General features: G+C 58.3%; 15 protein-coding genes. 6 read left to right on the top strand and 9 right to left on the bottom strand.

What is annotated here, in order from left to right; translation table 11 throughout:
* Position 1 precedes the first annotated feature (1 nt).
* Entirely contained in the window at positions 2-799 is a 798-nt protein-coding gene (locus G6N74_RS18475; RefSeq protein ID WP_165119416.1) for an enoyl-CoA hydratase/isomerase family protein, read from the top strand.
* A 513-nt stretch (positions 800-1,312) separates the two neighbouring features.
* Here the strand turns inward: G6N74_RS18475 and fhuB are convergent.
* From fhuB to G6N74_RS18510, 7 genes are all read right to left on the bottom strand, one after another.
* Positions 1,313-3,313: a Fe(3+)-hydroxamate ABC transporter permease FhuB gene (gene fhuB, locus G6N74_RS18480; RefSeq protein WP_165119417.1), complete on the bottom strand. Its 2,001-nt coding sequence runs from the start codon at positions 3,311-3,313 to the stop codon at positions 1,313-1,315.
* On the bottom strand, positions 3,303-4,235 hold the full coding sequence (locus G6N74_RS18485) for an ABC transporter substrate-binding protein (protein ID WP_165119418.1): 933 nt from the start codon (positions 4,233-4,235) through the stop codon (positions 3,303-3,305). Before G6N74_RS18485 ends, fhuB begins: the two co-directional genes overlap by 11 nt.
* Positions 4,236-4,239: 4 nt before the next feature.
* A complete protein-coding gene (locus tag G6N74_RS18490) occupies positions 4,240-6,603 on the bottom strand; it encodes a TonB-dependent siderophore receptor (RefSeq protein ID WP_165119419.1) in 2,364 nt (787 codons plus the stop codon).
* 161 nt (positions 6,604-6,764) lie between these two features.
* The gene (locus G6N74_RS18495; protein ID WP_165119420.1) at positions 6,765-7,766 is read right to left on the bottom strand and encodes a FecR family protein; all 1,002 of its coding nucleotides are present in this window, start codon (positions 7,764-7,766) and stop codon (positions 6,765-6,767) included.
* A gap of 51 nt (positions 7,767-7,817) precedes the next feature.
* Positions 7,818-8,306, bottom strand: coding sequence for an RNA polymerase sigma factor (locus G6N74_RS18500; protein WP_165119421.1), 489 nt, complete (start codon positions 8,304-8,306; stop codon positions 7,818-7,820).
* Positions 8,307-8,860: 554 nt separating this feature from the next.
* The gene (locus G6N74_RS18505) at positions 8,861-10,057 is read right to left on the bottom strand and encodes a serine hydrolase domain-containing protein (protein ID WP_165119422.1); all 1,197 of its coding nucleotides are present in this window, start codon (positions 10,055-10,057) and stop codon (positions 8,861-8,863) included.
* 37 nt (positions 10,058-10,094) lie between these two features.
* Positions 10,095-11,240 carry an MFS transporter gene (locus G6N74_RS18510; protein ID WP_205826744.1) on the bottom strand — a complete coding sequence of 382 codons (1,146 nt, stop codon included), beginning with the start codon at positions 11,238-11,240 and terminating at the stop codon, positions 10,095-10,097.
* Between the two features lie 266 nt (positions 11,241-11,506).
* On the opposite strand from G6N74_RS18510, the gene G6N74_RS18515 reads away from it, so the two are divergent.
* Complete coding sequence (locus G6N74_RS18515; protein ID WP_165119424.1) at positions 11,507-12,430, top strand: LysR family transcriptional regulator; 924 nt, start codon at positions 11,507-11,509, stop codon at positions 12,428-12,430.
* Positions 12,431-12,480: 50 nt separating this feature from the next.
* Here the strand turns inward: G6N74_RS18515 and G6N74_RS18520 are convergent, their stop codons facing one another.
* Both G6N74_RS18520 and G6N74_RS18525 read right to left on the bottom strand, forming a co-directional pair.
* Positions 12,481-12,903, bottom strand: coding sequence for a nuclear transport factor 2 family protein (locus G6N74_RS18520; RefSeq protein WP_246245805.1), 423 nt, complete (start codon positions 12,901-12,903; stop codon positions 12,481-12,483).
* A gap of 214 nt (positions 12,904-13,117) precedes the next feature.
* Complete coding sequence (locus G6N74_RS18525; RefSeq protein ID WP_165119425.1) at positions 13,118-13,858, bottom strand: FadR/GntR family transcriptional regulator; 741 nt, start codon at positions 13,856-13,858, stop codon at positions 13,118-13,120.
* 478 nt (positions 13,859-14,336) lie between these two features.
* Here G6N74_RS18525 and G6N74_RS18530 point away from each other — a divergent pair, with 478 nt between their 5' ends.
* From G6N74_RS18530 to G6N74_RS18545, 4 genes are read left to right on the top strand one after another with little or no spacing between them, the layout of a single operon-like run.
* Positions 14,337-14,810 carry a RidA family protein gene (locus G6N74_RS18530; RefSeq protein WP_165119426.1) on the top strand — a complete coding sequence of 158 codons (474 nt, stop codon included), beginning with the start codon at positions 14,337-14,339 and terminating at the stop codon, positions 14,808-14,810.
* A 24-nt stretch (positions 14,811-14,834) separates the two neighbouring features.
* Entirely contained in the window at positions 14,835-15,590 is a 756-nt protein-coding gene (locus tag G6N74_RS18535) for an amino acid ABC transporter ATP-binding protein (RefSeq protein WP_165119427.1), read from the top strand.
* A 10-nt stretch (positions 15,591-15,600) separates the two neighbouring features.
* Complete coding sequence (locus tag G6N74_RS18540) at positions 15,601-16,269, top strand: amino acid ABC transporter permease (protein ID WP_165119428.1); 669 nt, start codon at positions 15,601-15,603, stop codon at positions 16,267-16,269.
* Between the two features lie 9 nt (positions 16,270-16,278).
* Positions 16,279-16,929 carry an amino acid ABC transporter permease gene (locus G6N74_RS18545; protein WP_165119429.1) on the top strand — a complete coding sequence of 217 codons (651 nt, stop codon included), beginning with the start codon at positions 16,279-16,281 and terminating at the stop codon, positions 16,927-16,929.
* The last annotated feature ends 20 nt before the right edge of the window (positions 16,930-16,949 follow it).

Raw genomic sequence — 16,949 nt, forward strand, 5'->3', positions numbered from 1 at the left:
TATGTCGGAGAACTGGCAGGACAAGTACGCCGCGATTGCATTTTCGCGTCGCGGCCGGATCCTCACCATACAGTTGAACAATCCGGACAGCCTGAACGCCGTCGGCAAGCAGATGCACGATGAACTCGGTTGCGTGTTTGCCGACGCGGCGGCTGACGAGGAAAGTGATATCATCGTCTTGACCGGAGCGGGCCGCGCATTCTCCGCCGGAGGGGACATCGCCCATATGCAGGCCGTCGTCGATAAGCCAGAGCTCTTTCTCCACGAGGCCGAAATTGCCAAGCGGATCATCTTTTCGCTGCTCGACCTGGAGAAGCCGATCATAGCGAAGATCAACGGCCACGCCGTCGGTCTCGGCGCCACGCTTGCCTTGATGTGCGATGTAACCTTCATGTCGCGAAAAGCCAAAATCGGCGACCCTCACGTCGGCATTGGCCTCGTGGCAGGCGACGGCGGGGCCGTCGTCTGGCCTCATCTTGTCGGGTTTTCGCGCGCCAAGGAATTCCTGATGACCGGTGATCTGCTTGACGCTGCGCGCGCTGCCGAGATCGGTCTCGTCAATCATGCGGTGGACGCTGACAGGTTGGATGAAGCGATCGACACCTTCTGCGACCGTCTCGCCGCCGGTTCTACCCAAGCCATTCGCTGGACGAAGACCATCGTCAACATCGAACTCAAGCGGATTGCCGCCGCGGTGATGCAGGCCGGCATGGCCTATGAGACGGTCACGGCCTACTCCGCCGATCACGCCGCCGCCGTTGCCGCCTTCCGGGAGAAGCGGCCTCCTGTGTTCAAGTGAATGGCATTGATAGCGTCCTTCTCAGGCCTACACCCGGCCTGGTGGAAACGCCTCGAACGTCTTGCCGACATTTCCCGTCTCGCTCAACGGCTTGACAGCCACGCTCAATTGGATCTGGACCTTTAACGCGATCGACGCGACTATTGTCCCTTACCGGGCGAACTGCCTTCCCCCTCGATCCGCCCTCAGGACGCCCTTCCATCCGCGTTGCCCGCAGACAATGACGCGCTGCCGGGAGGTTGTCCCAGTACTGAAATAAACTGCTCCGGATCGTTGGTCGGCTTGTCATCTGAACGAGGCAGCCTGATCCATGACGAACGATCTGTCTTTCGAAGAGGCCGCCGCCTATCTAGCGAGACAGCATCGTTCCGGAATCGCCAATCCCGACGTGGGATTTAAGATTAATTCATCTCGAGTTGCATAATATGCAGGATGGAGATGTGAGAATAGAGTCTCTAAAAGTCGAATTTTTATTTCCAGAACAGCGATTCAATATTGGGCTGACATTTCTTGTCATCGGCGTATCCAAAGGAGCCATATCAGATAGGGACCACCAATAAAGGTCGTAACGAGTCCGAGAGGTATCTGGTATGGAAACATCAAATACCGGCCAAACCAGTCGGCGAGTACCATAATCATCATGCCGACGGCAGCCGACCCGGCAAGTTGCTGGAGAGACCCTCGTAATCCAAGAAGGCGCGCGATCTGAGGCGCCATCAGCCCAATGAAGCTGATCGGGCCGACCAGCAAGGTAGCGCCCGTGGACAGTACCGACGAAATAAGAAGAATAGCGATCCGGGTCCCTGAGATTCTCACTCCCAGGGCGGAAGCGGTCGGCACGCCAAGCGGCAGGATATCCAGCCAGCGAAAGCAAAGGACAACGCCGAACATTGCGGGGAAAGCCACCGCCGATACCGCAAGAAGCTGATCCCATGTCGTCTGATAGGTCGAGCCGGCCAACAAGCCTCTGATCGACCACAATCGTGGATCACCGGAAGCCATGAGGGCTGTGAGCACAGCGCCGCACACTGTCGTTGTGGCAACCCCTGCGAGCAGCATGCGCTCCGGAGCGAATTTGCTGCGCGCACCGAGAAGGAGCATCATCGCCAAGGGAATGACCGCACCGGCTACGCCGCCGCCAAGCTGTAATTGGTATTCCGCCGAGGGAACCAGCAGCAGGACCAGCACCATGCCCATAGCGGCGCCTGACGACACACCAAGAAGCTCGGGGCTGGCCATGGAGTTGCTGAACAAGCGCTGTAGCGCGGTGCCGGCGAAAGGCAGCAGCATTCCGGCCAGCAGTGCCGCGAACAAGCGTGGCGCACGCCATTCGAAAAGATCGCCGAAGACCGGGTCGAAGACAAACCCGAAACTTGCAGGCACCCAATTTGCCGACAGGCCGAACAGAATCGCAGGAACGAGCAGGGTGAGGATGCTCGCGATCCATAGCCAAGGATGGGGCAGCTTTCTGACGAGATTCGAACCTTCGCTTTCGACGGACTGCTCCCTCTTGAGCCTCGACAGGAGAACGAGAAGGATCGGTGCGCCCAGAAAGGCGGTAATAATGCCGGTAGGAACTTCGTAGTGCCCACCGCCGGCCAGTTGGGCGGCCTGATCGGCAACCCACAAGAATACTGCACCGATAGCAGGAGACCAGAGCAACTGGCTCGACGCCGTCCGGGCTCCGGTCAGACGGGCGAGCCAGGGCGCGAGCAGCCCGACAAAACCGACCACGCCGACGACACTGACCACCAGCCCGGTGAGCACCGTTGCGACAAGCAGCAGGGCGAGCCGGACTGTCCGGACCGAGATGCCGAGGCTATGCGCGCTGTCATCCCCAAGCCCGATCAGCGCTAGTGGACGAAGGAATATCGCAGTGACAAGAGCGGCAACGAGAAAAGCCGGTGTCAGAATGATTGCTCCCGACCAACCATTCTGAAGGAGAGAACCGGCGCTCCAGATATAGACGCTCAACGCTTCCTCTTGCCGGAACAAGCTAAGGGCATATTGAGCCGAACCGCAGTACAAGTTGATGAGAAGCCCTGCCAGGATCAATACGACAGGGGAGAAACCTCGACGTGAGGCCAGCCCAAAGGCAAGCGCGGTCGCGGCGGCCGCGCCGGCGAATGCAATCAACGGGCTGCCATAGGAAAGGGCGGAAGGCGCGAATGTGAATGCAAGGGTGAGAGCTAGTTGCGCGCCGGAGGCCGTCCCGAGCGTTGTCGGAGAGGCCAGCGGATTTCGCAAGGCCATCTGAGAAATCGCACCGGCTAAAGCAAGCGATGCGCCGGCAAGCAAGCTGACGAAAAACCGTGGGAGATCGCTATAATAAAACAAGACCCGCTCATACTCGCCTTGCACGGCTGTTCCAGCGGCCCAGTTCGCTAAATTTGGCCCGTTGAGAGTGGTAAGAAACGCCGCCAATCCGCCGAAAAATACGGTGAGAAAAGCTGGCCCTCCAAACCCGAAGCTTCGCCATTGGGCCCGTTGCCGGTACGCCACCTCACCCGGCATGGGGAATGCCCCGCAAAATATCTGTCAGCGACCAGGAAAAGCGAACTGCACTTGGAAGCGCCCCAAAAGTCCAGAGCGACGGGATGGTATGAAACTGTCCTCTTCGATTGAAAGGAAGGCTGCTCCACAATCGGCTGGATTTCAGCGCGATCTGAACATGGGCCGGAACCGGTCCCAGATTGATGACCAGTGCGTCCGGTTCGCTCTTTAGCCGCTCGATGCCGGCGTTGGAGTAGCCCCAGATATTTCCCGCCTGGTCCCATGCATTGCGCAAACCCGCGACATCAAGGACATGCTGAAACAGCCCGTTGTTGCCATGGATCATTAAGTGGCGTTCGTCGATCATCGTGACAAGATATACCGGCCGACCCCTAAAATCGTTGGCGGAAGCCTTCAGTTGTTCAAGCGCAACTGTCGTCTCCTCTAGATAGAGCCGCGCCTGCTCGGACCGTCCGGTAACGGTGGCTATTTGCACAAGCGCCTTGCGGGCGTTGTCGAATGGCTTTCCGCTCCCGTCAAAGATCGAATAGGTTTCGACAGAGGCAATGCGGCCCAGAATGTCTGCGATACCGGCATAACCGGGATTAACGAGGATAAGGTCCGGATCGAGCCGGCGCATCAGTTCGAGGTTGGGCTCCGTACGCAGGCCGATATCCTGAACTGTCTCCGGCAGGTCTGGATCGACGAGGTTCCGATAGCCACGGACCTCGGGGATCGCCAGTGGTTTGACACCCAGTGCGAGCAGCGTTTCCGCGAGCCCCCAATCGAGCGCGATGATACGCTGTGGACCGCTCGCCTGCTCGACGCAAAACCCGGATGCGGGTGCAAGAACGGCGGAGGCTGCCATGATACCTGCAGCGATGAAATCGCGGCGGGTCTGCGTTGATGACATGGCGTGCCCGCTATGTTTGCCGGCCTTCATACCGCTACCAGCGACGTGTCAGCGTGCCCAGAATGGTGCGTCCCTCCTGCCAGTAGCAATAGCCAAAGGAGCAGGTGGCCACTTGCTTGTCGAAGAGATTGGTTGCGTTAACAGCCAATCGCAGTCCGTCGCGCTCGTAGTGGATCGACGCATCGACGAATGCCGAGGAGTCGTTCTTCTGGGTGTTTTGTGCATCCGCGTAGGTCTTGCCGGTAAACCGTACGCCGGCACCAAAGCCAAGGCCGTCGAACATGCCTTCGTTCACCGTGTAATCGGCCCAGAGCGATGCCTGATTGGCGGGAACGCTGACCGGCCATTTTCCGACATCGCCGTCCGTGCTCTCGACAACCTTCATGTCCTGGTAGGTGTACGACGCCTTGAGCCGCAGATTTTCTGTCAGGTTGGCTGCTCCTTCGAGCTCAACGCCGCGCGAACGTACCTTTCCTGTCTGGATTTTCTGATTGGCATCATCTGGGTCGGACGACAGCATGTTGCCTTGCGTCAAAGAGAATACCGAAAGTGTCACGAGACTATCGGCTGTCGGCTCATACTTGATGCCGGCCTCGTACTGTTCTCCCGTCGTCGGCTCGAACGGCTTGCTGCCCCGGGCGGCAGATGTCGTTCCGACCTGGGGCAGGAACGAGGTCGAGTAGCTGACGTAAGGTGCCAGTCCGATATCGGACAGATAGGTAAGGCCAACGCGGCCGGTAAACGCGCTGTCTGTCGTTTTCAAAGTCTCGGATGTGAGAAAATTGCTGGTGTCGAGATCGGCCCAGTCATGACGGCCGCCCAGCGTCAGCACCCAACGATCCTGGTATTTGATCTGATCCTGCAAATAGATGCCGACTTGACTCAGCTTCTGCCGGGTATTTGCCATCTCGATCGAGAAGTCGGTTGAGACCGGTTGTCCGTAAACCGGATTGTCCAGATCAAGCGACGGCCCATAGCCATTATGGACATTCGATTTTCCATCCATCCGCTGGTAGTCGAGACCCAGAAGAACTTTGTGGCTGAGACTTGCGGTATCGAAGGTGGCGATCGCCTGATTATCGACCGTGAAGGAGGTAAGGTTCTCCTCGCGGTGCTCCCAGAAGCGGTTGAGCGTGTGCCCGTCGCTTGCGAGCGGGCCGGGAACTACATACCGGCCGTCGAAATCTATGCGTCCCCATCGCAGATTCTGTTTGACTTGCCAGACCTCACTGAACCGGTGTTCAAACTCATATCCACCGGAGTATTGTTCCTGGGCGTATCGGTCGAATGACGGTTCGCCCACAAATATGTGCGTTGGCGTTCCGTCCGGTCGCGTATGATAAAAATTCCAGCCGACATTATCCTTCATGTAGTCGCCAAGAATCGTCAGTTTCGTATCGCTGGAAGGCTGCCACGAAAGTGAAGGCGCGATGTAACGGCGGTCATCGGGCATATCGCCGTGTTGAAAACTATCGGCATCTCGCAAGACGCCTGTCAGCCGGTAGAGGAACTCCTTGTTCGCGTCGACCGGGCCGCTGAAATCAAATGCCCCCTGATACCGGTCGTTGCTGCCGATCTGCCCCTGCACTTCGCGGATCACCTCTTCAGTCGGCTTCTTGGTGACGCGGTCAACGACGCCGCCGGGAGCACCTTGCCCGTAGAGGACAGAGGATGGGCCTTTCAGGACGTCGATGCGTTCAAGCCCGTAGGCTTCGGTCTTGAAATAGGAGAAGGAATAGGTTGGCTGCCGCAAACCGTTCTTGAAATCGCCTGAAGGATGCGAATTGAAACCGCGCAGCATCATCTGGTCGAAACGCGGGTCGGTTCCAAACAATCCGGTTGTCACACCGGCCGTATAGCGCAGTGCTTCCGAAACCGTCTGTGCTCCCTGGTCGCGAATCTGGTCCTTGGTAACGATGGAAATCGCTTGCGGCACCTCGACCAAAGGGGTGTCCGTCTTGCTGCCGGTCGAACTGCTGCCTGCGACATAACCGTTTGTTCCCGAACCCTGCCCGCTGATCGTGACCGCATCGAGCAGTATCGAGCCATCTTGGCTGATGCCGGCGCCGCTCTCTTGCGCCCGGCTGGTAATTGTTACCGTGTTGTCGTTGACAAAGGAGTAACTGAGGTTCGTGCCTGCAAGAAGCGTAGCGATAGCCTGTCCGGTAGTCATTGAACCGCGCACCGGTTTGCCCGTCGACGATGCTGCGGAGGTTTCCGGGAAAACAACATCGATGCCGGAAATGCGGACGATATCGTTCATTGCCTGACGAACCGGTTTTGCCGGAATATTGAAATTATGGGTCTTCTGTTTGGCGGTCTGGGCGAATGCTTTCTGGCCAATGCCCCTGTCGCCAGCGATCCCCACAAACACCGTTGTTGCCAGCAGAAAAACCATTCTGCCGCTCATAAGCCTGCCCTTCATCGGACGCCCCTTTTTCCTCGAAAACCTGTGGAAGGAACCGTTCCGAAGAAGCGTCCTTGCCCTCTCACTTTCCTTATCGTTCGAGGAACGGGGCTACCCTCACATCGCCGGTAAAAATTTATGCAATGACGGTTTCAAGGGCCGATGACGGTCACCATCCCGCCGATTGCCGTCATCCGAAACCCAACGGAGGATTGTACCGCGGCCAGGGCGGCATCGGTATTTTCGAGAGAGATATTTCCGCTGACGCGCGTTTCGCCGACGGAAGAACCTAGAACGACGATGCGCCCGCTGCGATACCTTCCGATCTTCGCCAGAACGTCCCCTAAGCGGGCATTGGTGAAAATCAGCCGGCCTGAGTGCCAGGCGGTGCTCTCGTCTATGCTGACCGAACGGATTTCCCCCAACCCGGTTCGACCATAATCGACGCTTTCTCCCGGCTTGAGAACGGTCTCCTGTTGCTTGTTGAGGAGACTGACTTCAAGACTGCCGCTGGCAAGAGTGATCGTAACCTCGCGTTCGCCGCCAAGGGCGACATCGAACTCGGTTCCGAGCACGCGAGCTTCGCCATTTTCGGCTTCGACGATGAATGGGACGTCCGCTCGATTGACGCGGAAATAGGCCGTTCCCCGCAAGAGATGCACCCGGCGTTCGCTCCCGGTCATCTCGACTTCAAGAGCGGTGTCGGCGTCCATAAGCACCTCGGAGCCGTCCGAAAGCGCGATGCTGCGTCTTTCAGCGCGTGCCGTTACATAGTCCGCTTCCAGGTCCTCAAGTATATGCGGGTGCTCCAGCCAGACCCAGGACCCAACGAGAAGCGTGGCAAGACCGACAACGACCGCCGCACCGGCCTTGTTTACCCGGTGTCCTTCCCGCAATTTTCTGATTTTTTCGAGCGGTTCAGCCAAATTGTCATCCGGCCTGCGCCCAACGATATCGGCGACAGGCCCGAGAGCCGACCAAAGCGTCCGAACCTCTTCGAACGCTTGTTCGTGCTGTGTCGAGGCCTTGATCCATGTCCTGAAATCACGCTCCTCGCGGCCCGACGGCTTGCCGTTCAGGCGAGTGAACCAAGCCACCGCTTCCTTTTCGATGAGCGCCTTGTCTCGCGATGCGGGTTCGCCGCCGGTCATCATTCGGATCGTTCCGGATATGCGATAAAATGAACTCTCAATGGTGTGAAGCGGTTACTGGCAAGCTTTGCACGCGACAATCGCCCGGGCTATTTCGCGCTCGACTGTACTATAAGACAGGCCAAGACTTTCAGCGATCTCGTCATAGGTGCAATTGTGCAATCGGTTCAGAATGAAAATCTGGCGCGTGCGTGCCGGCAATGTGTGGATGGTCTCTGCAAGCCGCTGCAAATCCTGCCGCGCAGACACTATCTGGTCGGGCGTTGCCACAGGCACTGAATATTGCTCTTCGGTAATCGCACCAAAGAACTTCCTTTTCCGCTGCTCGGCTCGAAAGTGGCTTATGGCGCCATATTTTGTCGCTCGGGAAAGATAGGCGGGCGTTAGTGTGATGTGCTCGACCGCACGCGACCAAAGAGCGGCAAAGACGTCCTGAACGATATCCGCCGCGTGGGCTTCGCCGACCCTGCGAAGGGCGACGCGTTCAAGGCGACTTCGCTCCGAAATATATAGATGCTCGATATCTTCACGGCTGCTGGTCAACGGTGCTGGCTCCATGCACCCGTCTTTCGTAGAGGTGCCGATTCCCGTTTAGTGACCCCGGCGCGCTCCTTCAACTGCTATCTTTTGGAAGAATTCTAATGATTTCAATCCCCTATGATAAACTTGTGTTAAATACTCAGCAATTATGTGAAATCGCTCACGTTTCTGATTTTGACCGGAGCGGAGCGCACCACGAGACACTCGAGCCGGGTGAATTATCAAGCGGAGTGTTGCATTTGGGAGACGCCTTCCTTTGCCGCAAGTGCACGCGTTGATCCGAGCGGTAGATGGTGGAGCCTTCCACACGGTAAGTAGAAGAATGCCAGCAAGCGCAAGGGCAAAATCGTGCGGTCCAAGGACGGCGCTGGTCCAGACCGAATAAAGCGTCCCGGCGCTGAGCTTGTAACCATGCCGCGCAAGTTCCTCTATCATCCACTGGCCGTAGAGTTCTTCTTGCGCCGTCGGCGGATGTGTCAAATGTCTCCTCCCACTCGTCTGATGCATATCAGAAGGTCTCAGTCACGCATCCGCAAGCTTCCCATTTGGAGCGTGCATCACGCTGCGTAGAGAGCCTTGGCAAGTTCGTCGGGAAAGCGACCGCCGGGAGATTGCCCCTCCAGGCCCGCATTGGTGAAGGCCACCATCGTAAGCTTCCGGTCTGGATCGACAAACCATGAGTGGCCATAGGCCCCGCCGAGACGCCACGTCCCCGCGGTTTCCGCCGAGTGCGCGATCCCTGGGTTGCGCAGGATTGTGAAACCGAGACCGAAGCCGCGTCCGGGCCAGGGCAACAGGTCCATTCCAACTGTGTGATCGGTTGTCATCTCATCGATCAGCGCACCAGTCAGCAAAGGCTCGCCGCCGGTGCGAAGCACTTCAAGCAAAAGCAGCAGATCGCCGGCCGTGCCGATCATTCCGGCTCCACCCGAAGGGAAAGCCTTGCTATCGAACGCCCGGTCGAGAGCCATCCGCAGCCCCTCGGCTTCCGGCATGAAGGGTAGCGGAACGATCTCCATGCCCGCCATTCGGCGCGGTCTCGAAGGTTCGCTGACATAGCCGGTCGCCAGCCGGGTGGGATCGGCAGCCGTGAAGCCGGTATCCGCAATGCCGAGCGGTCCGGTGACGAGAATTTTGACCGCCTCGTCGAGCGGCAGGCCGCTGACGCGCTCCACCAGGGCCCCGAGCACATCCGTTGCAAGCGAATAGCCCCAGGATGTCCCCGGTTCGAACAGCAGCGGCACTGTGCCGATGCGCCGGACATTCTCGGCTAGCGTGACTTCGGCTCGATCCATGCCATCCGAAACGCCAGCGCGATGATAAGGGCCGTCGGCGGGCTCGAGAAAGCCATAGCCGAGACCGGCAGTGTGACTGAGCAGATGGCGCACAGTGATTGAAGGCACAGTGCCGCTCGGTCCCTCGGGCGTGAACTCCGGAAGCCAGGCCGTGACGGGCGCGTCCAATGTGAGGCGCCCCTGCCGGACGAGTACCAGAGCGGCGACAGAGACATACACTTTCGATACCGAGGACAGCCTGAACAGGGTGTCGAGACGCATGGGACGTTGCTCTTCCCGGTCGGCAAGGCCGGCCGCGCGGGCATAGATACTCTGGCTGTCGAGAGCCACGAGGACAGTCGCTCCGACGATCCGCTGTTCCGCCAACGCTGCGTCGATTACAGCATTTATACGCTCCGAAATGGGCTGCGGATCGCTAGTCGGGTTGAGGAGGGCAAGCGTCTTTGCGTCGTGAGACATGAGGGTTTCCTTCTGGTCATTGTTGGAGTTGCGGTGATTACTTCGGCATTGCTGCTGGAGAACCGTGGCCGCTCGCGGCCCACGCAACCACGAGCGTTGCAGCCAGCAACGTCAGCAGCGCCCACGGGAAGGAAGCGACGCCGAGGGTTTCAAGGAGAACGCCGCCAACCAGACCGCCACCGGCAATCGCAGTATTCCAGGCAGTAACGAGCATGGACTGTGCCACATCGGCTGCATCGCCCGCAGTCTTGGCCGAAGCAGTCTGGAATAGTGTTGCAGCGCCGCCGAATGCGAGACCCCATACACCCACCGCGCCATAGACGACTGCTGGGACGGTATTCCAAAACCCCAGCGCCAGCGCCGCGAGCCCAAAGAGAAGCGTACTGACCAGCACCAGCTCGCGCAGCCAACGATCGATAAGTACACCGACACCCCAGATGCCGAGTAACGCCGTCACGCCGAAGACAAGCAGGACTGCGTCGACCCTGTCTGCGAGACCGGCCGGAACGAGAAAGGGGGCGATGTAGGTGTAGAGGATGTTGTGTGCGAGCACGAAGGCCAGCGTGACGAACAGCACTGGCCGGATACCCGGCAGGGTGAAGGCTTTGCCGAGCGACCAGCGCTTGTTTTTCGCCTGTCCGGGGAAGTCCGGCACCTTCGCCAACACCCAGACGATAAGCACCGCGGTCAGGACACTCATGATGCCGAAGGTGAGGCGCCAGCCGACGGTGCCGCCGAGCAACGTGCCCGCTGGGATGCCGAGCGACAGGGCCATCGGCGTCCCGACCATTGCAACCGCGATGGCGCGTCCCTTCAGGTGGTCCGCAACCATGCGGCTTGCGTAACCAGCCAGTAGTGCCCAAAGCAGGCCAGCGAAGACGCCGGCGAAGAAGCGTGCGACTAGAGTCAGCACATAGCTGTCGGATATCGTCGTTACCGTATTTACAACGGCAAAACCACCGATAGCAATCAACAGGAGGGGGCGCCGCCGCCACCCTTGCGTGGCTGCAGTCAATGGGATTGCCGCCACCAGCGATCCAGTCGCGTATATCGTGATGAGTTGACCGACCAGCGCCTCCGAGACTTGGAGATCCGCGCTCATCATCGGAAGCAGTCCGGCCGGAAGGGCCTCTGTCAGGATGGTGATGAACCCAGCCATCGCCAGCGCAAGGAGGCCCGACATCGGTAGGCGTTCGGTTACCGCCGGACCGGAGGATTTAGCGGGCCCAAGTGATGGAGAATTGGCGCAAATCGGGTCGCTGGTAGAAGTCATGAGGCCGTCCAGGATAAAGGTGAATGTTCGCCTGCAACCGAAATTCCACATCACTCAACGATGAGAGAGTTCCGGCTACAGCATTGACCGGCAGGATAAATTCACTATCGATGAAAGAGAATTGTGCTAGAATTCATAACTAGCTGGACATTTTTGACCATAATCTGAGGTGTAAATTGGAGAGCCTGGGCTCACTGAGAGCGTTCGTGCTCACAGCCGAAGCGCGCAGTTTCACCATCGCCGGCCGGCATCTCGGCATCTCGCCCTCAGCGGCCGGAAAGGCCGTCGCGCGGCTGGAGGAACATCTCGGCGTTCGGCTGTTCCACCGCAGCACCCGATCGATCGCGCTTACACCGGAGGGCAGCCTCTTCCTGGAACGTTGCCGGCGGATCTTCGGCGAGATCGAGGCTGCCGAACTCGAACTTTCACAGACCCGAGGTGCGCCAAAGGGCAAGCTGCGCGTCAGCCTGCCCATCGTGGGAATGTTGATGATGCCGACGATCAGCGCTTTCGTACGGACTTATACCGAGATCGAACTCGATCTCGACTTCAACGATCGTCTGGTGAACGTTGTTGAGGAAGGCTTCGATGCGGTCGTGCGGACCGGTGACGCCACTGACTCGCGCTTAATGACACGCGTTCTCGGGGCCTCGCCCTATCTGTTGGCGGGCTCGCCCGGCTATTTCGATCAACGTGGCTTTCCCGCAAATCCGGCCGATCTTAAGAATCACATCGGCTTGCGGCACCGTTATCCGAGCACCGGGCTCATCGAGCCGTGGCCGTTGGGAAGCAAACGGCGGAAGGCGGAGGTCGAGATATCGACGGCCGCCGTCTCAAGCGGTCTCGAGCCTCTGATCTTTATGGCCGAGCAGGACCTGGGCCTGATCTATGTTCCCGAGTTTGCGATCCACCGCCAGCTTGCCGACGGCACGCTCGTGAGTGTGCTGGAGGATTATATCGACCACTCCGTCACGTTCCGGATGCTATGGCCGTCAACAAGGCAGCTTTCTCCCAAGCTTCGCGTATTCGTCGACTTCCTGGCCGATAATCTTTTTTCGCTGCCAAGCGCCGTGGCTGACATGGAGGTCGCCCACATATAAGCCGGTTTGCCATCAATCGGCCGCGGCCGGACAGCATCAGCATCCGACTCTTACTCCACAATTTTCCAGTATGAGTCCTTGCGGATCACCTTGCCGTTTCGAAAGGTGTAGAAGTCACAACCTCGGACTTCCACCGTCGTCCCGTCGCGGGTCGTGCCGGTGAGGGTCCATTTCGAGATACCAGTATCGGCAGCCGAATCCACAAAATGCTCGTCAGTGCCATAATGGACATCAGGCAGGCCTTCAAAGCGTGCTGCCAGCGCTTCCCGTACGGTGCGTTTGCCCTCGAACCGAGATCCCCAAGGCTTGTTTCCCCTCGGCATCTCGAGGACACAATCGTCGGAAAAGAACGCCATAATACGATCAAGATCGTGCGCGTTGAAGGCCTCACTTAGCTCCTTCAGTGTCGATCGAATGTCCATTTGCGCTGTCCAGCCATTGTCCGTGAGCGTTCGATCTCCGAAATAGGTCAAAGTCGAAGCTTCCTGTAAAGGGGTCCGCTGTCATGCGGGCATGCCGCTGGGTCGCAACGGTCTGACCTGGATTGGCGGTCTTAGTGCAAGTAGTCGAGATGAAGGGCGTCGTTCTCCCGTCGGTCGAATCCGAAAAATCGTCAGACCTTGATGAAACGCCACGATTTCCCCTTTCACGGTTGAGCGAAAGTCAGAACAGCTTCGGCGTAAGTGCTTATTGGGCCAGATTGCTCAATGGCGAGGAGCCTCCGTCCGAAAAGCCCCTATACCGGAGGTGGCTGCGGTTCAGATGCGCGCGCATCGCTTCGCGCGCCTCGCCGGAATTTCCACTGCTGATCGCTTCACAGATGGCCCTGTGCTCTCTTACCGTGTTCTGAATGTATTCGGGGGTGATGAGCGCTGGATTGAGCTCTTTCGAGAAGGCGGGCTGGGGAATTATCTGAAGGCTCATCAAGTTGAAGAACTCGATGAAGGCGCCGTTATTCGTCGCTTCTGCGATCGCGCGATGAAAGACAAAGTCGAGATGGTCAAGCGCAGCTTCGTCATCGATCGATGCTTCGAACTGGCGAGCGGCGTTCCAGATATTCGATTCCTGCGCCCAAGAGCGCCGGGTCGCGGCAAGACCGGCGGCGTGCACCTCGAACGCCATCCGCAGCTCCAGGAGGTCCATGAACGAAGTCTTCAGCTGGCGTAGCGGTGCCAGCGTAAGCTCGGAATCATAACCGCTCGAATCTTCCGGCTGCGGCACATCGTGTACGAACACGCCAACGCCATGGCGTGCTTCGACGACCCCATCGGACCGCAGTGCGGAGATTGCCTCGCGAATAACAGTACGGCTCACGCCGAACTGCTGGGATAATTCATTCAGCGACCCAAGCTTGTGTCCCTTGTCGAGTTGACCCTCGATAATAAGGGCTTTCAGTGCCTGTATTGTCCGGCTTGTCAGTGTGTCCAAGGTTCACCCGTTTAACTAGTGCCGCCGTCTCCTTGACCTTCATTCGATTGATAAGGATTCGCGACTTCTCTGACAAGGTATCACTACCTGGATAAGAGATGCTACCTCTGATATGTGGATTTTTCCCACGTGTGCGCACACCTGTTGAGATCGCCTCTCTGACGGCACGCACACTTCAGATTTTTTACACTAAGCCGCAAATTAATTTTTTTCCGTAAGGAGGCGTTTAGTTCTGTCGGCGCCGATCTACTTTCGTACATATAATTGAAAATAAAGGGGTTTTTCAGATGGCGACTCTTGGTAATCTCAAGAGGTAGTATCTCTAAATTTCATATTGACAAGAGATACTATTTCAATAATCTTTGGTGTCAGAAAAGAGGGCCTGTGACGCAGTTCGACCGGTAGGGCGACTGTGATGAATGGTTCCGGGAACGATATTTGCGCCGTGTCGCGCGCACAAAACAGGTGGAAAACTGCTATGGGTGTCGTCTCTGCGCGCCTCTCCGAGCTCGGCATCGTGTTGCCTTCGATTGCCCCGGCCTCTGGCAACTACATTGCTCACCGGATCGCCGGGTCCCTTCTGTTCGTATCGGGCCAGATCCCGCGTATCGATGGCGTCGAGCATTTCGTCGGCGTGGTCGGGCAGGACGTGTCGCCCGAAGACGGCTACCGAGCTGCACGCCTTTGCGCATTGAATCTGGTGGCACGGGTGAATGCGGCGCTCGACGGAAACCTCGATCGAGTGCTCGCCTGCGTGCAGCTTCGCGGTTTCGTGAATGCGCTGCCGGATTTTAAGGGGCATCCGGCGGTAATTGACGGCGCTTCCGATCTGCTCGTCGAAATCTTTGGAGAAAGCGGTCGCCATGTGCGCACGGCGCTCGGCGCCGGGTCACTCCCACGCGGCTCATCCGTAGAGGTCGACGGCGTGTTTGAAGTCGCAACGCAATCCTGATGATAACAGGAAGGGGAACTGGCCATGAGCGAGATCGCGAAGTCCGAAAAAGCCATCGATATGATCGGCGTCAACAAGTGGTATGGCTCCCTGCAGGTATTGAAGGGCATAAACCTGAACGTCGCGCGCGGCGAGCATATCGTTTTGTGTGGTCCGTCGGGTTCCGGAAAGTCGACGCTGATCCGGTGCATCAATCACCTGGAGGAAATTCAGGAAGGCACCATCTTCGTCAATGGCACGCAGCTCAGCCAGAGCGGCGCGAATGCCGACCATATCCGGCGCGACGTCGGCATGGTGTTTCAGCAGTTCAACCTCTTTCCCCATCTGACCGTACTCGAAAACTGCATGCTGGCTCAGCGGCGTGTGCGCAAGGTCTCCGTCGCCGAGGCCAGGGAAAAGGCGATGCGCCACCTGGAGCGCGTCCATATCGCCGAACAGGCCTTGAAATATCCCGCGCAACTCTCCGGTGGTCAGCAGCAGCGCGTGGCGATTGCGCGGGCGCTCTGCATGGATCCGAAGATCATGCTGTTCGATGAGCCCACCTCGGCGCTTGATCCGGAAATGGTCAAGGAGGTGTTGGACACCATGATCTCCCTTGCCGACGACGGGATCACTATGATCTGCGTCACGCACGAAATGGGTTTCGCCCGTGCGGTGGCCCACCGTGTCATTTTCATGGACCGTGGCGAGATCATCGAAAGCGCCGAGCCCGCCGCGTTCTTCGGCAATCCGAGCCATGAACGCACCAGGGCGTTCCTCAGCCAGATCCTCGATCATTGAGGAGCGGGCGATGAACTACACATTCGACTTCAGCCCGGTTCTTGCTGCATGGCCAACACTTCTGGAAGGCGTCATCGGGACGCTGAGGATGTCGTCGCTCTCCATGGTCTTTGGATTGAGCCTCGGTATCGTGTTCATGCTGATGCGCCTGAGCAATCAGAAAGTCCTGCGCATCATTGCCATCGGTTACATCGAGCTGATCCGCAACACGCCGATCCTCGTCCAGGTCTTTTTCGTCTTCTTCGGCATGCCGGCGATAGGCATCCGGCTCAGCGGAGAGCAAGCGGCGATCCTTGCAATGACGCTGAACTGCGCGGCCTACGCGGCGGAGATCGTGCGCGGCGGGGTTCAATCCATCCGGCCCGGCCAGATCGAAGCGGGCAGGGCACTCGGCATGCATACGGCCGACATCTACCGCTTCATCGTTTTCAGGCCGGCGATCCGGGCCGTTTATCCCGCGCTTTGCAGCCAGTTCATCCTGATGATGCTGAATTCCAGCCTCGTCTCATCGGTCTCCGCGGAAGAGTTGACCTACTTTGCTCAAACCCTGGATTCACAGACCTTCCGAAGCTTCGAGATCTATCTCACGCTCGGTGTCATCTATCTCGTTCTGTCCCAGTTCTTCTCTGCCGCTCTGAGCATGATCGGCAGGGTCTATTTCTCCTACCCGGCAAAGTGAGGCACTGCGATGATCCGTCAATTTGGTTGGGGAGAATTCGTCTTCCTGCTCGAAGGAGCGCGGTGGACCATCGTTCTCTCGCTTCTCGCCTTTACCGTCGGCGGCGCGCTCGGGCTGGCCGTGGCGCTCGGCCGCACCAGCAAGTGGAAGATATTGCGCGTCCTGATGGCGACGTACATTCAGATTTTCCAGGGCACGCCGCTGCTGGTCCAGCTGTTCTTCGTCTATTTCGGGCTGCCCATGCTGGGCATGAAGGTGGATGTCTGGGTGGCGCTGACCATCGGTCTGTCGCTCCATACCAGCGCGTTTCTCGGCGAGATCTGGCGCGGCAGCATCCAGGCGGTGCCAGACGGCCAAAGCGAAGCTGCCCGCGCTCTGGGCATCGGTTATGTGCACAGGATGGTCGATGTCGTTCTGCCGCAAGCCTTCCGTATTGGTCTTCCGGCGACCATCAGCTTCCTCGTCAACCTGATCAAGGGCACCGCACTCGCCGCTCTGCTTGGCCTGACGGAACTCACGCGCTCCGGTCAGTTGATGGCGAACATCACGTTTCAGCCGCTGCAGGTCTACGGCGCAGTTGCGCTCATCTACTTCTTCATCTGCCTGCCCCTGACCTACTGCAGTGCACGCATCGAACGGCGCCTCCACGCCGTGCGGTAAACAAGAACGCATCACAAAAA

This window comes from Mesorhizobium zhangyense, from assembly GCF_011045115.1.
Taxonomy (GTDB): domain Bacteria; phylum Pseudomonadota; class Alphaproteobacteria; order Rhizobiales; family Rhizobiaceae; genus Mesorhizobium_M; species Mesorhizobium_M zhangyense.

Coding starts and splice junctions, on each gene's coding strand:
- G6N74_RS18540 (WP_165119428.1), top strand. CDS start 15,601: ATGAACTACACATTCGACTTCAGCCCGGTTCTTGCTGCATGGCCAACA.
- fhuB (WP_165119417.1), bottom strand. CDS start 3,313: ATGCCGGGTGAGGTGGCGTACCGGCAACGGGCCCAATGGCGAAGCTTC.
- G6N74_RS18535 (WP_165119427.1), top strand. CDS start 14,835: ATGAGCGAGATCGCGAAGTCCGAAAAAGCCATCGATATGATCGGCGTC.
- G6N74_RS18505 (WP_165119422.1), bottom strand. CDS start 10,057: ATGTCTCACGACGCAAAGACGCTTGCCCTCCTCAACCCGACTAGCGAT.
- G6N74_RS18545 (WP_165119429.1), top strand. CDS start 16,279: ATGATCCGTCAATTTGGTTGGGGAGAATTCGTCTTCCTGCTCGAAGGA.
- G6N74_RS18475 (WP_165119416.1), top strand. CDS start 2: ATGTCGGAGAACTGGCAGGACAAGTACGCCGCGATTGCATTTTCGCGT.
- G6N74_RS18530 (WP_165119426.1), top strand. CDS start 14,337: ATGGGTGTCGTCTCTGCGCGCCTCTCCGAGCTCGGCATCGTGTTGCCT.
- G6N74_RS18490 (WP_165119419.1), bottom strand. CDS start 6,603: ATGGTTTTTCTGCTGGCAACAACGGTGTTTGTGGGGATCGCTGGCGAC.
- G6N74_RS18485 (WP_165119418.1), bottom strand. CDS start 4,235: ATGAAGGCCGGCAAACATAGCGGGCACGCCATGTCATCAACGCAGACC.
- G6N74_RS18495 (WP_165119420.1), bottom strand. CDS start 7,766: ATGATGACCGGCGGCGAACCCGCATCGCGAGACAAGGCGCTCATCGAA.
- G6N74_RS18510 (WP_205826744.1), bottom strand. CDS start 11,240: ATGTCGGGCCTCCTTGCGCTGGCGATGGCTGGGTTCATCACCATCCTG.